The organism is Kitasatospora sp. NPDC048194 (assembly GCF_043202455.1).
GTDB lineage: Bacteria > Actinomycetota > Actinomycetes > Streptomycetales > Streptomycetaceae > Kitasatospora.
The window spans coordinates 63,443-86,147 of the sequence record NZ_JBIDAK010000010.1 but is presented as its reverse complement, the minus strand read 5'-3'; the positions used below and the strand labels follow the sequence as shown (position 1 = coordinate 86,147).

The following is a 22,705-nucleotide window of genomic DNA, read 5'->3' as shown; positions in this document are numbered from 1 at the left end:
CCGTGCCGGCGCGGATCACGACCTCGCCGCCGGGCCGCCCGCCGAGCCGGGTGCGCGGACCCGACTCGACGGGGCAGCCGCCTCGTCACAGCTCGGTGAGTTCGCCCAGGCCGAGGGTGCGCAGCGTGTGGTTGGCCAGGTGGAGGTGGCCGGCGGCGTTGGGGTGGGCGGGGTCGTCCAGCCAGGCGAGGGCCTCGCGATCGGGGAAGTGGGCGAGCCAGTCGGCCTCGTGGTCGACGAGCAGGGCGCCGGTCTCCTCGGCGAGGTCGCGGACGGCCTGGCAGTAGGCGGGCAGTCCGGCGCGGGCGGCGCGTTCGCCGTGGCTGACGACGAGGGGCGTGTGCAGCACGATCTGCGCGCCCGCCGACCGGGCGATGATCTCGCGCATCGCGCCGCGGAACCTCTCGAGGCCGTCCGACCCGGCGAGCGCGTCGTTGGTGCCGAGGGACAGCGACAGGACGTCCGGGGTGAACCGTCCGATGCGGAACTCGTACGCGCCGAGCATGTCCGTGGCCGTCCAGCCCGAGACGCCCGAGTTGACCACGACGTCCGTCAGCCGGCCGAGCTGCCAGCACAGGCGTTCCTGCACGTGCTCCACCCAGCCGCGGGCGCCGTGGGTGTGGTGGACGGCCTGGGTGATGCTGTCCCCGGCCATGACCCAGGTCATCGGCTCGTCCGAGAGTGCGACCATGCGCGCGTATCCCCCTTGATCGTTCGTCCTGCGATGCGGCGGCGGTCTGTCCGCATCAGGGAGGTTGATCATATTCGGGCGCGGTCGCGCACCCGGCCGGGGCCGCCGGTCGTCGGCCGCCGAGGCCCCGGCCCGTCGGGGCGGAGCCGGAACGTCAGGCGGGGCAGCCCGGAAAAACCGGCCGCCGTTTCAGTGCCAGAGCTGGTCGAAGGCGTGGACGGCCTGTAGGGCGGCGGGGGCGAGGGTGTCCGTGCCGGGTGGCGACCCTGCGGGCTGGAGGAGGTGATCGACGTCGGGGAGGGTGACCAGGCCGGGACCGCCGGTGCCGGCGGCCTTGAGGGCGTCGGCCAGCGGGCCGGTGCTGGAGCAGGGCACCTGGGTGTCCGCGGTGCCGCAGGTCACCATGACCTTGGTGGCCGGCGGGACCTTGGCCGCGAGGTCGGCCGGGTCGACCGCGTCGTCGGTCCGGGCGAACGCGAGGTTGCCGTTGAGGCTCTGGAACACCGCGGCGATCGGCCCGGGCAGGCCGGCGGTGTCGGCGGGCCTTCCGGAGCGGATCTCGGACACGCCGTTGGTGACGGCGGTCCTGAGGGCCGCCGCCCGGGCGGAGTCGAGTTGCCCGGCGGAGACGGCGGCGTCCACCTGCTGGTCCACCTGGAGGGTCACCAGGTCCAGCAGGCGCATGTCCTGGGGTTCCAGCAGCGCCAGGCCGGCGGGGGCCGGAGCCGGTGCGGCGTCCCGGTCGACCTCCAGGGCGATCAGGGCGCCCTCACTGTGGCCGGTGATGAGGAGCTTCTGCGGGTCGGCGCCCGGCTGGGCGGCGAGGAACCGGTAGCCGGCGGCGGCCTGTTGGACGAAGGCGTCGAGGTCGAGGGCACCCGGGTGGTCGGCGTAGGCACCGAGTCCGGTCTGCCCGGTGGAGTACTTGTCGTACCGCAGGGTCATGATCCCGTCGTCGCCCATGAGCCTGGCGAGGTCGGCGAGGGTGTCGGGCATGAGCTGCGGGGGTTGGTTGCCGTTGCGGTCGGTCGGGCCGCTGCCGGGCAGCAGGAGCGCGGCCGGCAGCTTCGCGTCGGTGGGGCCCTGCGGGATGTGCAGGGTGCCGTAGGTCGTGGTGCCGTTGACGACGAACGACACCTCGTGGTCGCCCGGGGCGGTGGCCGAAGGGCCGGTGCCCGTCGGAGCGGCGGCGTTGACGGACGGGACGGCGGACCGGGGCGCCGGGGCACGGACGGCGGCGCCGCTGCCGCAGCCCGCCGTCCACCCCAGTGCGGCGATCAGGGCGAGCGCCCGGCCGGCGGTCGCGATCCGGCGGGACGGGGACCTGCGCAGGGGCATCCGGGGACTCCGAGAGGTCGAGGGCCGGACCGGCGCAGCCGGAGGCCGGATCCGCCGCACCAGTAGAGCCGAGACGGCCGCGCCGGAGGCCGCGACAGGCCGGAGGGCAACGGCGAACCGGCCGTTCGGGGCGGCCCGCGGAGCGGTGCGGCGCTCGGCGGGCCGGGGTGGAGGGGCGGCGGGTCAGGCCCAGGGGTCGCTGAACGAACGGCCGGGGACGGGCTTGGCGATGAGCGCGATGGCGGTGAAGAAGTTCACCTGGCCGATGGCGATGGCGAGGGTCGCGAGCGCCTTCTCGTCGTAGTGCTCGGCGACCTCGGCGTACAGCTCGTCCGGGACGCGCTCGCCGTGCGGGTTGGGCTGGAGCACGGCCTCGACGAGAGCGAGCGCGGCGCGCTCGGGTGCGGTGAAGTACGGGGAGTCCTGCCAGCCGGCGACCGAGGCGATGCGCTCCTCGGACTCGCCGGCCTTGCGCAGGAAGCCGGTGTGCAGGACGGTCAGGTAGGTGCTGCCGGCGATCTGGCCGGCCCGCAGCTGGATCAGGCTGATGGTGCTGCGGGACACCGAGCGATTGCCGACGGCCTTGAACAGCGCGGCCGACACCTCGGCGAGCTCGGGGACGAGCTCCCCGGGGTCGGTGGCGAGGCGGGGGCGTAGCGGGATCTCGGCGGTGATCGAACGGCCGGTGGTCGCGCGGGTGGTCATGGTCGGTTCCTCTCCGGTGATCGGCACCGGTGATCGGCGCCTTCACCGACCCGACGGATCCCGCCGCGCATGTGTGACGACCTCCGCGGATCTTTTTCCCACCGAATCCGCCCCGCCCCCCGGGGCCGCGCTCAGCGCAGCACGGCCGGTGTCGGCCCGTCCGGGCGTACCGTGATGCTGTAGGCGGCCCCGGTCGGCCGGGAGCGGAACTCCAACCGCCCGAGCGGGAGCAGCAGTTCGAGCAGCGCCGTGGTCTCCCGCAGGGCGAACTGGGTGCCGAGGCAGGCGCGGGCGCCCAGGCCGAAGGGCAGGTAGGCGCCCAGCCGGCGGCCGTGCTCCGCGCCGGGGGCGAAGCGCGTCGGGTCGAAGCGCTCCGGGTCGGGCCACAGCTCCGGGTCGCGGTGGGTGAGGTACGGGCAGACCAGCACGTCCGTTCCCGCGGCGATCCGGTGTCCGGCGATCACGTCGTCCTCCACGGCGTGCCGGGGGAGCAGCCAGGCGGAGGGGTAGAGCCTGAGGGTCTCGCTCACCAGTGCCTGCGGGTCGGCGCCGCGGGCGTCCGGGCTGTCGTCGAGCAGCAGGAACAGCCAGGTGAGCGTGGTGGCGGTGGTCTCGTGGCCGGCGACCAGCAGGGTGACCAGCTCGTCGCGGATCAACCGGTCGGTGTACTCGGGGTGCCGGGCGGCCGCGCCGACCAGCGTCCGCAGGACGCCGTCCGCCTCCCCGGAGCCGTCGGCCGAGCGCGCGGCCTCGATCGCCGCCTGGGCGACGGCGTCGATCCGGGCGAGGTCCGCGGCGACCGCGTCCCGGGCGTCCGCCGCATCGGTCGGCAGGGTCGGCATGGCGGCCACCACCCGTTCCACCGCCCGCAGCTCGCCGTCCGTGCGGTCGTCCAACGGCCTACCGGTGAGCGCCCGCCAGACGGTGTCCAGGGCGAAGCCGCGCATCTCCTCGGCCACGTCGAAGGTCTCCCCGCTGCGCCGGTACCCCTCCCAGCGCTCCGCGGTCCGGCGCGCGGCGGCGGCGATCCGCTGCTCGTAGCGGCGCATTCCCGGGCCGGTGAACTGAGCCTGCAGCAGCCGCCGTTGACGCTTCCAGGCGTCGCCGGTCGCGGAGAGCACGCCGTCGCCGACGAGCATCCGGGCCCGGTGCGAGCGCTTGACGTAGCGGTCGGGGTGGCGGCCGAGCACGTGCTGCACCGCGGCCGGGTCGGTCACCAGCACCGTGGGGGTGGGGCCGAGCCGGAAGGCGGCGACGCCGCCGACCCGGCGCCGGGCGCGGGCCAGCAGGTCGACCAACTGGGCCTCCTCGGCCCGCCACTGCTCGACGACGTCCGCCGCCAGCTCGGGGACGGGCTGCGCTTGCGTGCTCACGGGTCCTCTTCTCCTGCGCTCTGCTGATGGGGCGTCGGCTCGACCCTATGCCAGTCCCGCGCCCGCGGGGGTTGCGTCGAACGGGTGGTTGCCCGGCCGGAGGCCTGCGCGGTGCCCCGCCGCACCGTGTGCGAACGGCTACCGTGCCACCGGGCCGACCGGCCCCGGTTCGCCGCGCGAATGGGAGAACACATGCCCGGTACACGGCACTTCGGACGCGGAACGGCCCGAGCGGGCCGCTGGCTGGCGACCGCGTTGCTCCTCTCCGGACTCGCGGGCTGTTCCGGCGGGGGAGGCGCCTCCGGCCCCACCGGTGTCCCGACCGTCCCGCAGGGCGGCACCGCCGAGGGCACGAGCGGTGGTGGTGGCGGCGGTGGTGGCGGCCAGGGCGGAGGCGAGACCCAGGACGTCCGGACCAGGGAGCACGGAGGAGGCGGGGGGTTCGCGGACGCGGGCAACGTGTCGGCGTCCGCCGCCGGCAGCGGCGACTTCGCCCAGGTCACCCTGTCGACCACGTCCACCCGGACCTTCACGGCGACCCTCAGCGACGTCACCGACTGCACGCAGGGGGCGAAGCCCGCGACCCCGCGCAGCGCGACGGTCACCGTCACCAACGGCACCAGTCCGCCGCAGCAGTTCACCCTGGCCACCAGCACCGCCGGCTCCCGGCCGCTCTGCCTGAACGTGACCATCGACGGCGAGACCAGGTCGTTCAGGGCGGACGGAACGATTCAGGGCACCGGGGCGCCGACGGACGGCGGCACCCAGGTCCCGACGGGCGGTACGGGGGTTCCCACGGGCGGCACCGGCGCCCCGAGCGGGAGCCCCTCCTGAGCGGGACGGGGACTCCGGCCGGTGACGAGGCGGGGTGGCGCGCCGACGCGCCGCGCCCGGCGGAGCCCCGGTTCAACTGGGCCGGCTTCCTGACCTCGGTCATCGGCCCGACCACCTTCGTGACCGCGCTGGTCTTCTTCCTGGGCTTCGCCTACACCGACTCCTTCTACCACTACTTCGGCCTGGACGTCGCCACGCTCGGTTTCGGGACGCCGGACCTGCTGCTCCGCGGCTCCCCGGCGCTGTACCTGCCGGTCGGGTGCCTGCTGTTCGGGATGCTGCTGATGGCGCTGGCCTTCCACCTCGCGAGCAGGCGGGGCGCCACCCGGTGGGTCCGCACGGTCTGTCCGGTGCTCGCCGCGACGGCCCTCCCGTTGCTGCTCCTCGGCTTCCTCGCCGGGTTCGAGGTGGTCGATCTGGGCCAGGGAGCGGCGCCGCTGCTGATCGGCGGCGCCCTGCTGCTGGCCGTCCTGGCCAGGGCGCTGTTCGTGCACGTCACGCGCAGCCGCTACCCGCTGCCCGGCGAGCGCGCCGCCGTCGCGGTGGTCGTGGCGATCGTCGTCCTCTGCTCGTTCTGGGCGGCGACCGCGTACGCCCACGTGAAGGGAACCGGCGACGCACGCCGACTGAGCACGCGGCTGTACCAGCGCCCGGCGATGGTCGTCGACACCACGGAGCGCCTCTACCTGGCCTGGCCGGCGGTGCGCGAGTCGCGGCTGGACGACGCCGGGCCGGGACAGCGCTTCCACTACCGCTACCACGGGTTCCGGCTGCTGGCGCAGTACGGTCCGCGGATGATCCTCATTCCCCGCGAATGGACCTGGGACTCCGGCAGCGTCCTCGTCCTGCCGCTGGACGCCGATGTCCGGGTGAGCTTCCACCCCGGGTGAGCGCCTGCCCGCAGTGCCCGAGGCTGCACCGCGCCCGCCCGCACGCGGCTGCGCCGCCCACGCCCCCACCGCACGCGGCTGCGCCGCGGTCCGTCCCCTCGACGGACCGCGGCGCAGCCGGTTCACCGGGTGCCGGTCGGGGCCGGCGGTCGGCACCCGCCGGTCACACCGGCTGCCACAGTGCCGGGACGATCGGCGGTTCCCAGCCGACCTGGGCGGTGTGGCCCTGGATGCAGCGGTAGGTGACGCCGTCGTAGGTCACCTGGTCGCCCGCCCGGTACGTGGTGCCGGGCGTCCAGGTGCCGCCGGGGTCCGGGTTCCCGTTGCCCACGATCAGCGTGAAGGCGGTGGTGTGGGTGGCCGAGCCGGTGCCCGTGACGGTGATGCCGTAGGTGCCGGCCGCGGTGTTCGCCGCGGTGGTGACGGTCATCGTGGCCGAGCCGCCGGACTGCACCGAGGAGGGGTTGAAGGCGACCGTGACCCCGGCCGGGGTGCCGGTGGCGGTCAGGTTGACCGTCTGGGCCGAGCCGGAGGTGGTCGCCGTGGCGACGGTGGCGGTGGCGGAGCCGCCGGGCTTGACGGTGGCGGTGGCCGGGTTCACCGAGAGGGAGAAGTCGTTGGCGGGCGTGGCGCCGCCGACCGAGGTCTTCCAGAGGGTGTAGGCCACGCCGTCGGCGGCGCGGTTCAGCGCGGTCGGGTCGATGTTGGCGGTGGTGTCGCAGGACTGGTGGTAGCAGGAGTCGTACGAACGCCCCGCGGTGCCGCCCCACTTGGCGGCCTGGGCGGAGGTCTTCACGGCGTCCGCGCCGGCGGCGTAGCCGGAGGTCGGGATGCCGGCCTGCTGGAAGGAGTAGTCGTCCGAGCGGCCCTGGCCCTCGACGTTCTCCTCCGGTTGGAGGTTGAGCGAGTCCCAGTAGGCCTTCATCGGGGCGGAGGCCGCGGAGGAGAGGTTGTTGATGAAGTAGCCGGCGTTGGGGGAGCCGACCATGTCGAAGTTGTAGTAGGCCTTGATCGCCGAGCGCTGGGTGGAGCTCAGCCGGCCGACGTAGGACTGGGAGCCCTGGAGGCCCTGCTCCTCGCCGGTCCACCAGGCGAACCGGACGTGCCGGGTGAGGCTCGGGTTCTGCTGGGCGAGCACGAGCGCGTTCTCCAGCAGGACGGCCGAGCCGGAGCCGTTGTCGTTGATGCCGGGGCCGGCCGGGACGCTGTCCAGGTGGGCGCCGAACATCGTGACCTGGTCGGACGGGCCGCCGGGCCAGTCGGCGATCAGGTTGTCGGACTGGTAGGTGCAGGAGGTGCAGGTCTGCTGGCTGACGGTGTAGCCCGCGGCCTGCAGCTTGGCCTTGAGGTACGCCACCGACTGGCTGTGCCCGGCGCTGCCGGCCCGGCGGTTGCCGCCGTTCTGGTCGGCGATGGTGTTCAACTGGGCCAGGTGGGCCTGGACCTTGGCCACGTCGATGTCGGGTGCCGGACCGCCCGGGTTGCCCCCGCCGCCGACGGTGAGGGTGTACTGGGCGGTGTGGGTGGCCGCGCCGGCGGTCCCGGTGACGGTGATCACGTACGTTCCGGCCGGAGCGCCGGAGGAGGCCGAGAGGGTCAGCGTGGCGGACGAACCCGCCTGCACGGAGGCGGGGGTGATCGTCGCGGTGACTCCGGTCGGGGCCCCCGAGGCGCTCAGGGTGACGGTCTGCGCGGTGCCCGAGGTGACGGAGGTGGAGACCGTCGCGGTGGTCGAGGCGCCGGGCTGGACGGAGCCGGAGGCGGGGCCGAGCGCGAGCGAGAAGTCGTTGGTGCCGGAGGGCGTGCAGGTCGGGTCGCCGGCCTGGGCGGGCAGGTTGACCGCGTCCCAGGCGGCCTTGGTCCGGTTGTAGAAGGTACAGGTCGGGTCGAGGTTCTTGGCCGCGGTGAGGGTGGTGGTGCGGTAGCGCTTGTAGGTCATGCCGCTGGTCTTGAGCAGCATGCCGCCGTAGAAGACCTGGCCGGCCTGCTTGACGCCGATGCCGGTGACGGAGGAGCCGTTGCAGGTCGGGCTGGTGGGCTTGCCGCCGCCCGGGTTGGAGCCCATCGCCAGCAGGTAGAACCAGTGGTTCAGCGGGCCGGCCGCCGCGTGGACCTCGGTGCTGGGGATGGCGGAGGAGTAGCAGTCCGGGTCGTTGTTGACCCGGGACGGCTGGTAGAGGCTGCGGATCGGGCCCTGCCCGACCAGGTTCACCTCGCGGCCGACCTGGTAGTCGGGGTAGTCGTACGGCGCGGGCTGGTTGACGTACTCCTTGGTGAGCGCGCCGAAGATGTCGCCGGTGCCCTCGCCGAGGCCGTTCTCGTTGTCGGCGCCGCCGGGGGTGTACTGGTCGATGCCGTGGCCGAACTCGTGGCCGACGACGTCCTGGGCGGCGATCCACTCGCCGCTCTGGTTGTGGCCGATGGAGACGGAGCTGCCGTCCCAGTAGGCGTTGACGTCGTTGAGGCCGACCTTGACCGGCCAGCTGCCGCCGTTGCCGTCGTGCCCGTTGCGGCCGAGCCAGTCGCGGAGCATGTTCCACTCCTGCTGGGCCGCCCACATGGCGTCGCCGCAGCCGGTCTCCTTGCTGGACGGGTTTCCGGTGCCCCAGGAGTCGGAGGACTTGCTGAACACCTGCCCGGTGCCGTAGTCGGAGCAGCTCAGCCCGGGGCGGCCGGGATCGCGCAGCGTGTACGTGCCACCGGAGCCGGTGGTGTTGATGGTGAGCGGGCCGGGGCCGTTCCACTTGCTGTTGAGGCTGCCGGCCCGGACGTCGTCGTAGCTGTCGACCACCTCGCCGGTGGCGGCGTCGACGAAGACGTGCAGCCGGCTCGGCGCGCGGTCGGTGCGTCCGGTCAGCACCGTTTCCCAGGCGAGCCGGCTCGTACCGGTCTTGACCCGGACGACGAGGCGGCGGGATTCCACGGTGTCCACCACGGGCAGCCTGGTCCGCGCGGTCCGCTCCGCGTCGGCGGCGCTGACCTGCGGGGTCGTCGAGCCGCCGACCGGGCCGGGGGCGGCGGACTGCAGGGCGCGGACCTTGCCCTGTCCGTCGGCGAGGACGACCGCGTCGCCGCCGACCACCGGGAGGCCGCGGTAGCTGCGCTCGTAGGAGACGGAGTAGAGGCCGCCGAGCCAGGGGGTGACGGAGCGGCGCTCGTAGGTCTCGTCGGGGCCCTTGGCGAGCGCGTCGAGTCCGGCCGCGGTCGCGGCGTCGGCGGCGCCAACGGCGGCGGCCAGGGCGTTCGGCGGCGCGGGGGTGGGGGAGGGCGCGGGAGCGGCGCCGGCCGGTCCCGCGGTCGTGACGACCAAACCGGCCAGTACGGTCAGGGTGGTCGCCGCGGTGAGCAACCGTCGTGGGGAAACTCTGCGTTGCATCGAGGCTCCTCGGGTGTGGGGGTCCTCGACCGCGGACGGCTCGGCTGGTGGCGCACCGCAGGCCGCGTCCGGGGGGCGGCCGGGCGGGCCGTCCGCGCTCGGGTGCCCGAACCCTCACATGGCGTCATGCCCGGGTCAATGGCTGGTGCAGGGCGGGCAAGGCCTTGGCAAATTCCGTCAAGCCGCAGGTGCCGGTCACCGGCGAGCTGGGCGTTTCTCCCAGTGGTTGAGACCACGTCATGTACGGGACGAGCGCCATCGAGTACCGTCCTCAACGTCGGACTCGTCGCAGGGCCCCGCGCCAGGGCCTGTCTCCCGGGAGGCAGCCGTGCACCGGAACCGTTCGGACTCGGCCGCGCAGGTGTCGGCGGAGAGCGGTGCGCCGGAACCGTTCGGCGCCCACGACCCGGACCCCTGGCGGGAGTTCGGCGCTCGGCTGCGGCACTGGCGGCGCCGGGCCGGGCTCACCCAGGCGCAACTCGGTGCGGGGATCGGCTACGACCACACCGCGGTCAGCAAGATCGAGCACGGTGCCCGGCGGGTCACCCCCAGGACCGCCGACCGGATGGACGAACTGCTCGGTGCCGGCGGGGATCTGCGGTCCGCCTGCGTGCGCGCCGAGGCCGCCGACCAGCCGCTGCGCGCGCCCTTCCCGCCCGGCCTCGTCCGGCCGCCGCTGCCGGGCGGGGCGCCGACCGAGCCGCTCCACGCTCCGGTCGCCGTCCCCGCACCGGCCCGGCTGCCCGACTACGGACTGCTCTGCCCGCTGCACGGAGCCGACGGCTGCCGGGTCCCGGAGAGCGACGAACTCGCGGCTCTCCATGCGGAGTTCTGCGACGCCGCCGCCAGTGCCGAGCCGGCCGGCCCGCCACCGCTGGACGCCGCCACCGCCCACGCCCTGACCGGCCTGCTCGCCGCCCAGCTGCGCTCCGGCGAGACCGGGGGGCTGCCGGGCCTGACCGCCGCCGTCGAGCGCACCCTGCACGCGGTGCTCGCCCGGCTGGCCACCGCGTCCGACGCCCAGCGCCGGCCGCTCGCCCGGCTGGCCGCGGAACACGCCCACGCCGCCGGGGCGTTGCGGATGCAGGGCGGCCGCAACGCCACCGCGATGGCCTGCTTCGACCGCGCGCTCAGCTGGGCCGAACTGGCCGCCGACCAGCCGACCCTGGTCGGCACGCTCAGCGACCTGAGCATCCTGGCCCGGTTGGACGGCGATCCGGCCGCCGCGCTCGGATACGCCCGGGCGATCGACCGGGCCGCCCCCGGGCGGCACTGGGCCGGGGCGATGGGTCGGATCAGCCGGGCCCGCGCCCACGCCCTGACCGGGGACATCCGGACCACCCTCCGGCAGATCGACCTGGCCCGGGCGCACCTGGACCGGATGGACGAGCGGGACGAGGCGGACGTGCCCTGGCTGTCCATCGCCTCGATGCGGCTGCGGGTCGAGTCCGCCGCGGCCGCCGCCCTGCGCGACCTCTCCGCCGCCGTGGACGACCCGGGGCTGGCCCGCCGGGCGCTGGCCGCCACCGAGACGGCGCTCGGACTGCTCGGCCCGGGCCAGCTGCCGTCCAGCCGGCTGCTGTTCACCGTGCGCGCGGCCGACTGCCACGCCTGCGCCCACGATCCGGGCGCGGCCGTCGAACTCCTCGGGCCCGCCCTGGAGTCCGCCGCGGCCACCGCCCTGCCCGCGCTGGTCGGGTACGAGCTGCGCGCCCTGCGCGCCCGGCTGGCGGTGCACGACCCGCAGGCCGCCCACCGGCTGGCGGAGCTGGTCGGGCGCTGACCCCGTTCGGTCGGGCGCGTGACGGCGTCCGGTCCCCGGCTGGGTGCGCCTCGCGCCGGCTTCCGATGGTTCGCCCTCGAATGCGCCCCCGTCGCGCCGATGCGGCGTCAACTTCGTGCGCGGACCGTCCGCCGATCGAGTCATTTATGGCGTTAACACGTCGAATGACTGCCCCGGGCTTCGGCTCCCGCTAGAGTCTCTGGCGTTTCCAGTCGTTTGTCAGCGAAGAACAAGGGGGCGCGTGCTGTCCGTCATCGCACGCCGGCTCACCCGTCCGCTTCCGCCCCGGGGGGTGCGGCGTGCGGTCGTCACCTCGCCGCGCTTGCACCGGGCGCCCGGCCCGGTCCGCTCCCCGGCGCCGCACGTCGACCCCCTCGGGGTGGTCCGCCCGGTGCCGCCGCCGGCGGCGGAGGCCCGGTCGGCCGGGCCGTTCGGTGACCGCCCCGGGAATTGCGGGGACAAGGGTGTGAATGATTTCTCCGGCACCCCCGCCGCGCGCTCACGGCTCCAACTCCGGGCGTCTCCGATCGGCTTCTCGGCGTATTCAGTGTTCGTGGCCGGATTACTCATTCCGGCACATGGGTATTCGGTCCCCACCGACATCGTCGTCCACCCCGGTCGGCTCGGCCGCGCCCCGGCCGTGCTCCCGACCAGCGGTCAGCTCCCCGCCACCCCGCCGCATCCAAGGCGCCCGACCAGGGCTGCCGAGCGGCCCGCCTGACCCCCGGCCCGAGAAGCCGCCCCAGCCACCCGCGCCGTCCCGCCACCGACCCCGGATTGGACCATGACCACCTCGCCCTTCGCCGTGCCCAGCGACCGGATCGCGATCACCGGGATCGGCTGCCGCCTGCCGGGCCACGCCAACGACCACCGGACCTACTGGCGGAACCTGATCGAGGGTCGGGACTGCCTCACCGACACCCCCGCCGACCGGTACGACACCCGCACCCTGGGCAGCCGGGACCGCGCCAAGCCGGGGCGGCTGATCGGCGGCCGGGGCGGCTACATCGACGGCTTCGACACCTTCGACCCGGCCTTCTTCGGCATCAGCCCGCGCGAGGCCGAGCACATGGACCCGCAGCAGCGCAAGCTCCTGGAGGTCAGCTGGGAGGCGCTGGAGGACGGCGGACTGCGCCCCGGCGAGTTGGCCGGGCGCGACGTCGGCGTCTACATGGGCGCCTTCACCCTGGACTGGAAGATCCTGCAGTTCGCCGACCTCGACTTCGCCACCATCGCCGCGCACACCGCCACCGGCACCATGATGACCATGGTGTCGAACCGGATCTCGCACTGCTTCGACTTCCGCGGCCCCAGCGTCTCGATCGACACCGCCTGCAGCTCCTCGCTGGTCGCCGTCCACCTGGCCTGCCAGAGCCTGCTCCGCGGCGAGACCGAACTCGCCCTGGCGGGCGGCGCGTTGCTGCACATGGCCCCGCAGTACACGATCGCCGAGACCAAGGGCGGCTTCCTCTCCGCGGACGGCCGCTCCCGCGCCTTCGACGCCTCCGCCGACGGCTACGTCCGCGCCGAGGGCGTCGGCGTGGTGGTGCTCAAGCGGCTCTCCGACGCCCTGCGCGACGGCGACCCGGTGCACGCCGTGATCCTCGGCAGCGGCGTCAACCAGGACGGCCGCACCAACGGCATCACCGTCCCCAGCGCGGACGCCCAGGTCGCCCTGATCGAGCGGGTCTGCGCCGAGGCCGGGGTGCTGCCCGGCAGCCTGCAGTACGTCGAGGCGCACGGCACCTCCACCCCGGTCGGCGACCCGATCGAGGCCGCCGCGCTCGGCCGGGTGCTGGGCCTCGGCCGCCGTTCCGGCGACCGCTGCTACGTCGGCTCGGTCAAGACCAACATCGGGCACACCGAGGCCGCCGCCGGCGTCGCCGGGCTGATCAAGACCGCGCTGGCCCTCGAGCACCGCCGCATCCCGCCGCACCTCAACCTGGAGCAGCCCAATCCCGGCATCGACCTGGCCGCGCTGCCCTTCGAGATCCCGACCGCAGCCGTCGACTGGCCCGAGCACGAGGGCCCGGCCCGCGCGGGCGTCAACTCCTTCGGTTTCGGCGGCACCAACGCCCACGTGCTGCTGGAGGAGCCGCCGCCGCCCGCCCCGGCCGCCGCCGGGGCGCCGCGGCCGGCCGTCACGGTGCTGCCGCTGAGCACCCGGGACGCCGCCGGCCTGCCCGAACTGGCCGGAGCCCTCCGCGCGGAACTCGCCGCCGGAACGGCGCTCACCGACCTCGGCCACACCCTGGCCCACCGCCGCCAGCACCTGTCCGAGCGGCTCGCCGTGGTCCACTCCGGGCCGCAGGACCTCGACGAGGCGCTGGCCGCCTGCGAGCGCGGCGAGGCCCACCCCCGGGTCGTCCGGGGCAGCGCCCTGGAACGCCGGCAGCGGCGGCTGGCCTGGGTGTTCACCGGCATGGGCCCGCAGTGGTGGGGGATGGGCCGCGGGCTCTACGAGAGCGAGCCGGTCTACCGCGAGGCCGTCCGGGCGGTCGACCGGGAGATCCGCGAGCAGGCCGGCTGGTCACTGCTGGAGGAACTGGGCCGCGACGAGGCCGACTCCCGGATGGCCGAGACCTGGCTCGCCCAGCCCGCCAACTTCGCGCTCCAGGTGGGAATCTCGGCACTCTGGCGCAGCCACGGCCTGGTACCGGACGCGGTGGTCGGGCACAGCACCGGCGAGGTCGCCGCCTTCCACGAGGCCGGGGTGTACGACCTGCCCGACGCCGTCCGGGTGGTGCTCGCCCGCAGCGGGCTCCAGCAGCGCCTGGCCGGCACGGGCTCGATGCTCGCGGTCGGCCTGCCGGAGGCCGAGGCCGAGCGGCGGATCCGCCCGTACGCCGACCGGATCTCGCTCGGCGCCGTCAACAGCCCCTCCGCCGTGACCCTCGCGGGGGACACCGAGGCCCTGCGCGAACTCGCCGGGGAGCTCGACCAGCAGGGCGTCTTCGCCCGCCTGCTGGACGTCGAAGTCCCCTACCACAGCGTGCGGATGGACCCGATCCGGGACGAGCTGGTCGCCGCGCTCGCCGGGATCAAGCCGCGCGAGGCGCAGCTGCCGCTCTACCTGACCGCCGCCGAAGGGCTCGCCCGGGGCCCGGAGCTGGACGGCGAGTACTGGTGGCGCAACGTCCGCAACCCGGTCCGGTTCCGGTCCGCCGTCGAGCGGATGGCCGAGGACGGCCACCGGCTCTTCCTGGAGATCGGCCCGCACCCGGTGCTCGGGCACGCGATCCGCGAGTGCGCCGAGCAGGCGCACACCCTGCCCTCGATCCGCCGCCAGCAGGACGAGCCCGAGCGCCTCGCCCGCACCCTGGCCGAACTGCACACCCTGGGAGTCGAGTTCAGCTGGGACGCGCTGCACCCGGCGGGGCGCCCGGTGCCGCTGCCCGGCTATCCGTGGCGGCGCGACCGGTACTGGGTCGAGCCCCGGCCGGTGGAGCAGGTCCGGCTCGGGCGGGTCGACCACCCGCTGCTCGGCCGCCGCACCGCGAGCGCCCAGCCCAACTGGACCACCGCGCTGGACCCGGAGCGGCTGCCCTACCTGGACGACCACCGGATCGACGGGCAGGTCGTCTTCCCGGCCGCCGGGTACCTGGAGATGGCCGCCCAGGCCGTCCGGGCGCTCACCGGCGGCACCGAGGTGGTGCTGGCCGAGGTCGAGCTGAGCCGGGCGCTGTTCCTCTCCGAGTCCGAGCCGGTGCCCGTCCAGTTCGGCTACGCGCCCGAGGACGCCCGCTTCACCATCGCCTCCACCCCGCCCGGCGGCGAGCCCGCCGTGCACGCGAGCGGCCGGGTCCGCACCGGCCAGCGCCGCGCCCACCGGCCGGCACCGGACCTCGACGCGCTCCGCGCCCGGGGGCAGCGGCTCGACGGCCCGGACTGCTACCGGCGCCTCGCCGAGCGCGGCTACCACTACGGGCCCGCCTTCCAGGCCATCGCCGAGGTCTGGGCCGGCCCCGGAGAGGCGCTCGCCCTGATCCGCCCCACGCCGCAGCTCGGGCCCGGTGCGGCCGACCACCACCTGCACCCGGTCCTCCTGGACGCCTGCTTCCAGACCCTGCTGACCACCCGGCTGCACGCCCCCGAGGACGGCAGCGTCCGCCTGCCCGTCTCGATCGAGGAGGTCCGGCTCGACGAGGCCGGTGCCCGGCCGCTGTGGGCGCACGCCACCGTCGTCCGGGAGGACGCCGAGGAACTCGTCGGCGACCTCGCCCTCTACGCCGAGGACGGCACCCCGCTCGGCCGGATCACCGGCTTCCGGGTCGCCGACGTCGCCCGGGCCTCGGGCTCGGTGGGCCTGGCCACCATCGACGGCTGGCTCACCGAACTCGCCTGGACCGAGGCCCCCGCGGCCGCGGCCGACCACCCCACCGGCGACCTGCTGCTGTTCGCGGACGACGGCGGCCTCGCCGAACGGCTGGCGGCCCTCGCCGCCGAACGCGGCACCCGCAGCCACCTCGTCCGCCCCGGCGCCTCCTACCGGCTGGGCGACGGCGAGGCGACGGTACGGCCCGACTCCGCCGAGGACCTCCAGCGGCTGTTCGCCGAACTGGACCCGGCGTACCGGACGGTCGTCCACCTGTGGAACCTCGACCTGCCCGCCCTGGACGCCGTCGAAGCCGGGCAGCTGGACCGGCTCGCCACCCTCGGCGCCTACTCGCTGATCACCCTCGCCCAGGCCCTGCCCGCCGCCCGCCCGGACGGCCGGCTGCACATCGTCACCCGGGGCACCCAGGCCGCCGCGCCGCACGACCGGGTCGAACCGCTCGGCGCCCCCGCCTGGGGCATCGGCCGGGTGCTGTGGCAGCAGGAACTCGTCGCCCAGCGCGGCAGCCTGATCGACCTCGACCCGGCCGCCCCGGCCACCGACCAGGCCGAGGCGCTGCTCGCCGAACTCACCGCCGGCGGCGAGCAGGAGATCGCCCTGCGCGGCGGCGGCCGGCTCACCAGCCGGCTGCGCCGCGCCGAGGGCCTCACCCGTCCGCTGCCGCCGGTCCTGCGCCCCGACGGCAGCTACCTGGTCACCGGGGCCTTCGGGGCCCTCGGCCGGCTGCTCTGCCGCACCCTGGTCAAGCGCGGCGCCCGGCGGCTGGTCCTGGTCGGCCGCACCGCCCTGCCCGACCGGACCGAGTGGCAGGCCGTCGACCCGGCGAGCCCCGCCGGCGAGCGGATCGCCTTCCTGCGCGAACTCGAGGCGCTCGGCGCCGAACCGCTGCTCGCCCCGGTGGACGTCACCGACGAAGCCGCCCTCGCCGCCTGGCTCGCCGACTACCGCAGGCGCGAACTCCCACCGATCCGCGGGGTGTTCCACCTCGCCGGGCAGGTCCGGGACACCCTGCTCGCCCAGATGGACCGCCCGGCCTTCGACGCCGGCTACAGCCCCAAGGTCGTCGGCGGCCACCTGCTGCACCGGCTGCTGGCCGCCGAACCGCTCGACCACTTCGTGCTGTTCGCCTCCGTCGCCTCGCTGCTCACCACCGCCGGACAGACCAACTACGCAGCCGGGAACGCCTTCCTGGACGCGCTGGCCCACCACCGCCGGGCCGACGGCCTGCCCGCGCTCAGCCTCGACTGGGGCCCCTGGGCCACCGGCATGATCGAGGAGCTCGGCCTGGTCGCCCACTACCGCGACGCCCGCGGCATGAGCTCGCTGCCCCCGGAGGCCGGAACGGCCGTGCTGGAGCGCGTCCTCGGGCAGGACCGGGCCCAGCTGCTGGTCGCCACCGTCGTCGACTGGCCGACCTTCCTCGCCTGGTACCCCGCCCCACCGCCGCTGGTCGCCGACCTCGCGGCGAGCGCCGCCGAGCAGGCGCCGGCCGAGACCGGCGGCTTCCTGGACGCGTACCGCGCGGCCGACCCCCAGGCCCGCCGGCAGCTGGTCGCCGAGCGGTTCACCGCGGCCGCCGCGGCCGTGCTGCGCACCGGCACCGAACGGATCGCCGAGGACACCGGACTCGGCGCCCACGGCCTCGACTCGCTGCTCGCGATGGAGCTGCGGGCCCGGGTGCACGGCGAACTCGGCGTCGCGCTCCCGGTGGTGGCGCTGCTCAGCAACGGCACCGTCGCCGACCTGGTGGACCTGCTCACCGAGGGCCTCGCCGAACGGCTGGCCGCCGAGGGCGGCCCGGAGCAGGCGGAGATCGAGGCCCACACCGACGAGACCCGGTACCCGCTCACCCACAACCAGCAGGCGCTGTGGTTCCTGCGCCAGCTGCACCCGGACGGCTTCGCGTACAACATCGGCGGCGCCGTCGAGGTGCGGGCCGAACTCGACCCCGACCTGGTGTTCGCGGCCTTCGCCCTCCTGGTCGACCGGCACCCCGGGCTGCGCGCCGCCTTCACCGCCGAGGAGGGGCGGCCCGTCCAGCGGATCCGCGCCGAAGTGGTCCCCGACACCGGCCTGTTCGACGTCGAGGGACGCCCCTGGGAGGAGATCCACGAGCTGATCGTCCAGGAGTACCGGCGCCCGTACGACCTCGCCGAGGACCAGCTGGTGCGACTGCGGCTGTTCCGGCGCGGGCCGGACCGCTGGGTGCTGATGAAGGCCGTCCACCACATCGTCTCCGACGCGATCTCCACCTTCACCTTCATCGAGGAGCTGTTCGAGGTCTACGAGGCGCTGCGCCGGGGCCTCACCCCCGAACTGCCCCCGGTGGCCGCGCGCTACCTGGACTTCCTCAACCACCAGAACCGCTTCCTGGCCGGGCCGCAGGCGCAGCGGATGCTCGACTACTGGCGCGGGCACCTGCCGGCCGAGATCCCGGTGCTGGCGCTGCCCACCGACAAGCCGCGCCCGCCGGTGCAGACCCACAACGGCGCCTCCGAGTTCTTCCAGCTGGACGCCGAGCTGACCGCCCGGGTCCACGAGCTGGCCCGCGCCCACGGCGCCACCCCGTTCATGGTGCTGCTCAGCGCCTACTACCTGCTGCTGCACCGGTGGTCCGGGCAGCCGGACATCGTGGTCGGCAGCCCCGTCACCGGCCGCACCCGGGAGGAGTTCGCCTCCGTCTACGGCTACTTCGTCAACCCGCTGCCGCTGCACGTGAGCCTGGCCGGCGAGCCCACGGTGGCCGAGCTGCTGGCCCGGGTGCGGGAGAGCGTGCTCGGCGGCCTCGACAACCAGGAGTACCCGTTCCCGCTGCTGGTCGAGCAGCTGGGGCTGCAGCACGACCCGAGCCGCTCCGCGGTGTTCCAGGCGATGTTCATCCTGCTCACCCACAAGGTCGCCGTGGAGCGCTTCGGGTACCGCCTGGAGTACATCGAGCTCCCGGAGGAGGAGGGTCAGTTCGACCTCACCCTGTCCGCCTACGAGGACCGCGCGGACGGCTGCTTCCACTGCGTCTTCAAGTACAACTCCGACCTCTTCGAGCCCGCGACCGTCCAGCGGCTGGCCGCCCACTACCGCAACCTGCTGGACGCCATGACGCGGACCGCCGAGAGCGAGCCGGTCGGCCGGCTGCGGATGCTGGACGACGCCGAACGCCGCCGGATCCTCACCGAGTTCAGCGGCGCCGACCGGCGCATCGACCACCCCGTGCCGGTGCCCGAGCTGATCGCCAAGGCCGCCGCCGAGCACCCCGAGGCCGTCGCGGTGGCAGCCCCCGGCCGGGGCGGCGTCCGGCGGCTGACCTACGGCGAACTCGACCGGAACTCCCAGCGGACCGCCGCCCGGCTGGGCGAACTGGGTGTCGGCGAGGGATCGGTGGTCGCGGTCTGCCTGGACAAGTCGCCCGAGCTGATCACCACCCTGCTGGCGATCTGGCGGGCCGGCGCCGCCTACCTGCCGCTCGACCCCGGGCACCCGGCCGACCGGCTCGCCTACCAGGTGGCCGACGCCGGGGCGGCCCTGGTCGTGGTGGACGAGCACCGGCCGCCGGCCGCCGAACTGCCCGCCCCGCTGGTCACCCTGGAGGAGCTGGACCGGCCCGCCACCGCCACCGGGCCGCTGCCCGCCGCGGACCCGGACCGGGCGGCGTACGTGATCCACACCTCGGGCTCCACCGGGCGCCCGAAGGCCGTCCGGGTCGACCACCGCAACCTGGCCGCCGTCACGGCCGGCTGGCGGCAGGAGTACCGGCTGGACACCGAGGTGCGGGTGCACCTGCAGATGGCCGGCACCGCCTTCGACGTGTTCTCCGGCGACCTCGCCCGGGCGCTCGGCACCGGCGGCACCCTCGTCCTGGTCGACCGCGACCTGCTCTTCGACACCGCCCGGCTGTACCGGGTGATGCGCGACGAGGCGGTGGACTGCGGCGAGTTCGTGCCCGCGGTGGCCCGCGCCCTGCTGGCCCACTGCGAGCGCGAGGACCTGCGGCTGGACTTCCTGCGGCTGCTGGTCGTCGGATCCGACTCCTGGAAGGCCGCCGAGCACCGGCGGCTGCACGCCCTGTGCGGGCCCCGGACCAGGCTGGTCAACTCCTACGGCCTGACCGAGGCCACCGTCGACAGCAGCTACTACGAGGGCACCGCCGAGGAACTGGAACCGGGCCGGATGGTCCCGATCGGCCGGCCCTTCCCGAACAGCGCGCTGTACGTCCTCGACCGGTACGGCGAGCCCGTCCCGGCCGGAGTCCCCGGCGAACTGTGGATCGGCGGCGCCGGCGTGGCCGCCGGCTACCCGAACGACCCGGAGCAGACCGAACGGCGCTTCGTCACCCTCGACTTCGACGGCACCCCGCTGCGGCTCTACCGCACCGGCGACCTCGGCCACTGGGACACCGCCGGCACCGCGCACCTGCTCGGCCGGATCGACAACCAGGTCAAGGTGCGCGGCCACCGGATCGAGCCCGGGGAGATCGAGGCCCACCTGACGGCGCTGCCCGAACTCGCCCAGGCCTGCGTGGCGGTCCGGCCGGACGCCTCGGGCGAGTCCGTGCTGGTCGCCTACCTGGTGGCCGCCGAGGGCGTCCGACTGGACCGCCGCGAACTGCGCCGCCACCTCGCCGAGCACCTGCCCACCGTGATGATCCCCTCCTACCTCGCCGAACTGCCGGCCCTGCCGCTCACCCCGAACGGCAAGGTCGACCTCGCCGCCCTGCCCGAGCCCGAGGCCGACACCGGCGGCGAGCGGCACGAACCGCCCGTCACCCTCTACGAGCTCAGCGTCGCCGAGCACTGGAAGAACCTGCTCGGCCTGGAGGACGTCGGACTCCAGCACGACTTCTTCGAGCTCGGCGGCAGCTCGATCCGGCTGATCGAGCTGATCCACCACCTGCAGACCGAGTTCAACATCAGCATCCCGGTCAGCCTGCTGTTCAAGGTCACCACCCTGCACGGCATGGCCCGCACCGTCGAGCAGATCATCACCGGAGAGGTGGCCGGCGGCGAGCCCTACCTGTGGTTCAACCCCGGGGCGCCCGAGACGCGCGCGGTCTTCTGCTTCCCGCCGGCGGGCGGCCACGGCCTGGTCTACCGGCAGCTGGCCGCGCACCTCCCCGAACACCGGTTCGCGGCGTTCAACTACCTCACCGGCGACGACAAGACCGCCCGCTACGCGGACCTGGTCGAGGCGCTGCACGCCCCGGGACCGTACGTCCTGCTCGGCTACTCGCTCGGCGGCAACCTCGCCTTCGAGGTGGCCAAGGAACTGGAGCGGCGCGGCCGCACCGTCGCCTCGGTCCTGCTGGTGGACGCCTACCGGACCGTGGAGGCCTTCGACCTCGGCGAGGAGCACGTGGCCGTCTTCGAACGGGAACTGCGCGAGCACCTGCACCGGCACACCGGCTCGCGGATCGTCGCCCAGGAGACCCTGGAACAGGCCCGGGACTACCTGGAGTTCTGCAGCCGGACCCCCAACACGGGTACGGTGAGGGCCCAGCTCGACGTGGTCTGCGAGCGCGACCGCCTCGGCGTCCACGCCGGCGGCGAGAGCGGGTCCTGGCACGGGGCCTCCACCACCGGCACCGCCGTGTACGCCGGGCACGGCAGCCACGCCGAGATGCTCGACGGCGGGTTCGCCGCCCGAAACGCCGAACTCGCGGGCGCCATCCTGGCCGGAGGCACCGCCGATGGCCGCGGCTGACCGCGGGCCGGACTGGTCCGCCAGGGAGCGGGCCGACGGCGGCCCGCCCCGGGTGATCGTGATCGGGGCCGGCCTGGCCGGCCTCGCCACCGGCTGCTACGCCCAGATGAGCGGGCTGGAGACGCGGATCTTCGAGAAGCACGTCCTCCCCGGCGGCTGCTGCACCGCGTGGTCCCGGCACGGCTACCTCTTCGACTACTGCATCGACTGGCTGATCGGCACCGCGGAGGGCACCGGCGCCCACCAGGTCTGGCGGGAGCTCGGCGCGCTGGACGGCAAGTCGGTGGCGCACTTCGACACCTTCAACCGCGTCGTCGACGAGCACGGCCGGTCCGTCACCTTCCACACCGACCCGGACCGGCTCGAGGCCCACCTCCTGGCCCTCGCCCCCGGCGACGCCGCGCCGATCCGGGCCTTCTGCAAGGACCTGCGCCGCTTCGCCGCGATCGACCTGCCCTGGGACCTCACCCCGCCGCCGCTGCGCACGACGGCCGAACGGCTGCGCACCCTGCGCGCCGTCCTGCCCGCCTTCCGGCTGTTCTGGCGCACCGCGACCACCCCGATGAGCGGCTTCGCGGAGCGCTTCCAGGATCCGCTGCTGCGCCGGGCCTTCCCGAACATGTTCCTCCAGGAGCCGGCCGGGTTCCCGCTGCTGCCGTACCTGTACACCCTGGCCGCCGCGCACACCGGCAACGCGGGCTTCCCCCAGGGCGGCTCGCTGGGGCTGGCCCGCTCGGTGGAGGAGCGGTACACCGCGCTCGGCGGGGTGATCGGCTACCGCTGCCGGGTGGACCGGATCCTGGTCGAGGACGGCCGCGCCGTGGGCGTCGAACTGCGCGACGGATCACGGCACTTCGCCGATCACGTGGTGGCCGCCTGCGACGGCCCGACGGTCCTCGACCGGCTGCTCGGCGGCCGCTACTCCAGCCCCGCCACCGACCGGCTGTACGGCGAGCTCCTCGACAAGCCCGGCAACCTCTACCCGGCCGTGGTGTCCGCCTTCGTCGGCGTCGACGGCCCGCTGCCGGCCGGTGAACCGCACAGCACCACCTACCTGCTCCCGCCCGAGCAGGGCGCCCGGCTCCCCGGCTCGCTCCAGCACAGCCTGGTGGTGCAACTGCGCTCCCAGTACGCGGAGGGCTTCGCCCCACCGGGCAAGTCGGTGCTGCACTGCACCTACTTCAGCGACTACCGCTCCTGGAAGGAGCTGCGCGTGCGCGACCGCCGGGCCTACCGGGCCCGCAAGCAGGAAGTCGCCTCGTTCGTCCGGGAGTTCCTGGCGCGGACCCACCCGGGGCTCGCCGGGCGGATCGAACTGGTCGACGTCGCCTCGCCGGTGACCACCGAGCGGTTCACCGGCAACACCTACGGCAGCATCCTCGCCTGGCAGGCCTTCTCGGAGGCCGAGGACGCCGCCAACCGCCTGGTCAACCGGGACCGGATGCGACTGCCGGGCCTCAGCGGCTTCTCCATGGCCGGGCAGTGGACCTCGCTCGGCGGCCTCATCCGGGCCGCCACCAGCGGCCGGTACGCCGCCCAGTACCTCTGCCGGGAACTCGGCCGGCCCTTCCGGGCCCGGCCCAGCGACAACCAGGAACCCTGGCACGCGGGCAAGTGGGGCCGCCTGCCGCAACTCGACCGGGCCACCACGGGCCGGCTGGCCGTCGGAGGGCCGGAATGACGGG

General features: G+C 74.7%; 10 protein-coding genes. 5 read left to right on the top strand and 5 right to left on the bottom strand.

What is annotated here, in order from left to right; all coding sequences use genetic code 11:
• Window positions 1-85: 85 nt before the first annotated feature.
• The 4 genes from ACGF07_RS14955 to ACGF07_RS14940 all read right to left on the bottom strand — a co-directional run bounded on the left by ACGF07_RS14955 (window position 86) and on the right by ACGF07_RS14940 (window position 4,107).
• The gene (locus tag ACGF07_RS14955) at window positions 86-691 is read right to left on the bottom strand and encodes an SGNH/GDSL hydrolase family protein (RefSeq protein ID WP_392898721.1); all 606 of its coding nucleotides are present in this window, start codon (window positions 689-691) and stop codon (window positions 86-88) included.
• 189 nt (window positions 692-880) lie between these two features.
• On the bottom strand, window positions 881-2,029 hold the full coding sequence (locus ACGF07_RS14950) for an alpha/beta hydrolase family protein (protein ID WP_392898718.1): 1,149 nt from the start codon (window positions 2,027-2,029) through the stop codon (window positions 881-883).
• A 183-nt stretch (window positions 2,030-2,212) separates the two neighbouring features.
• Window positions 2,213-2,734 carry a carboxymuconolactone decarboxylase family protein gene (locus tag ACGF07_RS14945; RefSeq protein WP_392898716.1) on the bottom strand — a complete coding sequence of 174 codons (522 nt, stop codon included), beginning with the start codon at window positions 2,732-2,734 and terminating at the stop codon, window positions 2,213-2,215.
• 131 nt (window positions 2,735-2,865) lie between these two features.
• The gene (locus ACGF07_RS14940; protein ID WP_392898713.1) at window positions 2,866-4,107 is read right to left on the bottom strand and encodes a cytochrome P450; all 1,242 of its coding nucleotides are present in this window, start codon (window positions 4,105-4,107) and stop codon (window positions 2,866-2,868) included.
• Window positions 4,108-4,299: 192 nt separating this feature from the next.
• Here ACGF07_RS14940 and ACGF07_RS14935 point away from each other — a divergent pair, with 192 nt between their 5' ends.
• Both ACGF07_RS14935 and ACGF07_RS14930 read left to right on the top strand, forming a co-directional pair.
• A complete protein-coding gene (locus ACGF07_RS14935; RefSeq protein WP_392898711.1) occupies window positions 4,300-4,941 on the top strand; it encodes a hypothetical protein in 642 nt (213 codons plus the stop codon).
• Between the two features lie 119 nt (window positions 4,942-5,060).
• Window positions 5,061-5,831 carry a hypothetical protein gene (locus ACGF07_RS14930; RefSeq protein ID WP_350742779.1) on the top strand — a complete coding sequence of 257 codons (771 nt, stop codon included), beginning with the start codon at window positions 5,061-5,063 and terminating at the stop codon, window positions 5,829-5,831.
• Between the two features lie 163 nt (window positions 5,832-5,994).
• Here the strand turns inward: ACGF07_RS14930 and ACGF07_RS14925 are convergent, their stop codons facing one another.
• On the bottom strand, window positions 5,995-9,207 hold the full coding sequence (locus tag ACGF07_RS14925) for a M28 family peptidase (RefSeq protein ID WP_392898709.1): 3,213 nt from the start codon (window positions 9,205-9,207) through the stop codon (window positions 5,995-5,997).
• Window positions 9,208-9,535: 328 nt separating this feature from the next.
• On the opposite strand from ACGF07_RS14925, the gene ACGF07_RS14920 reads away from it, so the two are divergent.
• The 3 genes from ACGF07_RS14920 (at window position 9,536) to ACGF07_RS14910 (ending at window position 22,701) form a co-directional block, all read left to right on the top strand.
• The gene (locus tag ACGF07_RS14920; protein ID WP_392898707.1) at window positions 9,536-10,990 is read left to right on the top strand and encodes a helix-turn-helix domain-containing protein; all 1,455 of its coding nucleotides are present in this window, start codon (window positions 9,536-9,538) and stop codon (window positions 10,988-10,990) included.
• Window positions 10,991-11,774: 784 nt separating this feature from the next.
• On the top strand, window positions 11,775-21,020 hold the full coding sequence (locus tag ACGF07_RS14915) for an amino acid adenylation domain-containing protein (protein ID WP_392898705.1): 9,246 nt from the start codon (window positions 11,775-11,777) through the stop codon (window positions 21,018-21,020).
• A complete protein-coding gene (locus ACGF07_RS14910; RefSeq protein ID WP_392898702.1) occupies window positions 21,007-22,701 on the top strand; it encodes a phytoene desaturase family protein in 1,695 nt (564 codons plus the stop codon). The genes ACGF07_RS14915 and ACGF07_RS14910 overlap by 14 nt, the downstream gene beginning before the upstream one ends.
• Window positions 22,702-22,705 lie beyond the last annotated feature (4 nt).

Coding starts and splice junctions, on each gene's coding strand:
- ACGF07_RS14955 (WP_392898721.1), bottom strand. CDS start 691: ATGGTCGCACTCTCGGACGAGCCGATGACCTGGGTCATGGCCGGGGAC.
- ACGF07_RS14950 (WP_392898718.1), bottom strand. CDS start 2,029: ATGCCCCTGCGCAGGTCCCCGTCCCGCCGGATCGCGACCGCCGGCCGG.
- ACGF07_RS14945 (WP_392898716.1), bottom strand. CDS start 2,734: ATGACCACCCGCGCGACCACCGGCCGTTCGATCACCGCCGAGATCCCG.
- ACGF07_RS14935 (WP_392898711.1), top strand. CDS start 4,300: ATGCCCGGTACACGGCACTTCGGACGCGGAACGGCCCGAGCGGGCCGC.
- ACGF07_RS14925 (WP_392898709.1), bottom strand. CDS start 9,207: ATGCAACGCAGAGTTTCCCCACGACGGTTGCTCACCGCGGCGACCACC.
- ACGF07_RS14915 (WP_392898705.1), top strand. CDS start 11,775: ATGACCACCTCGCCCTTCGCCGTGCCCAGCGACCGGATCGCGATCACC.
- ACGF07_RS14910 (WP_392898702.1), top strand. CDS start 21,007: ATGGCCGCGGCTGACCGCGGGCCGGACTGGTCCGCCAGGGAGCGGGCC.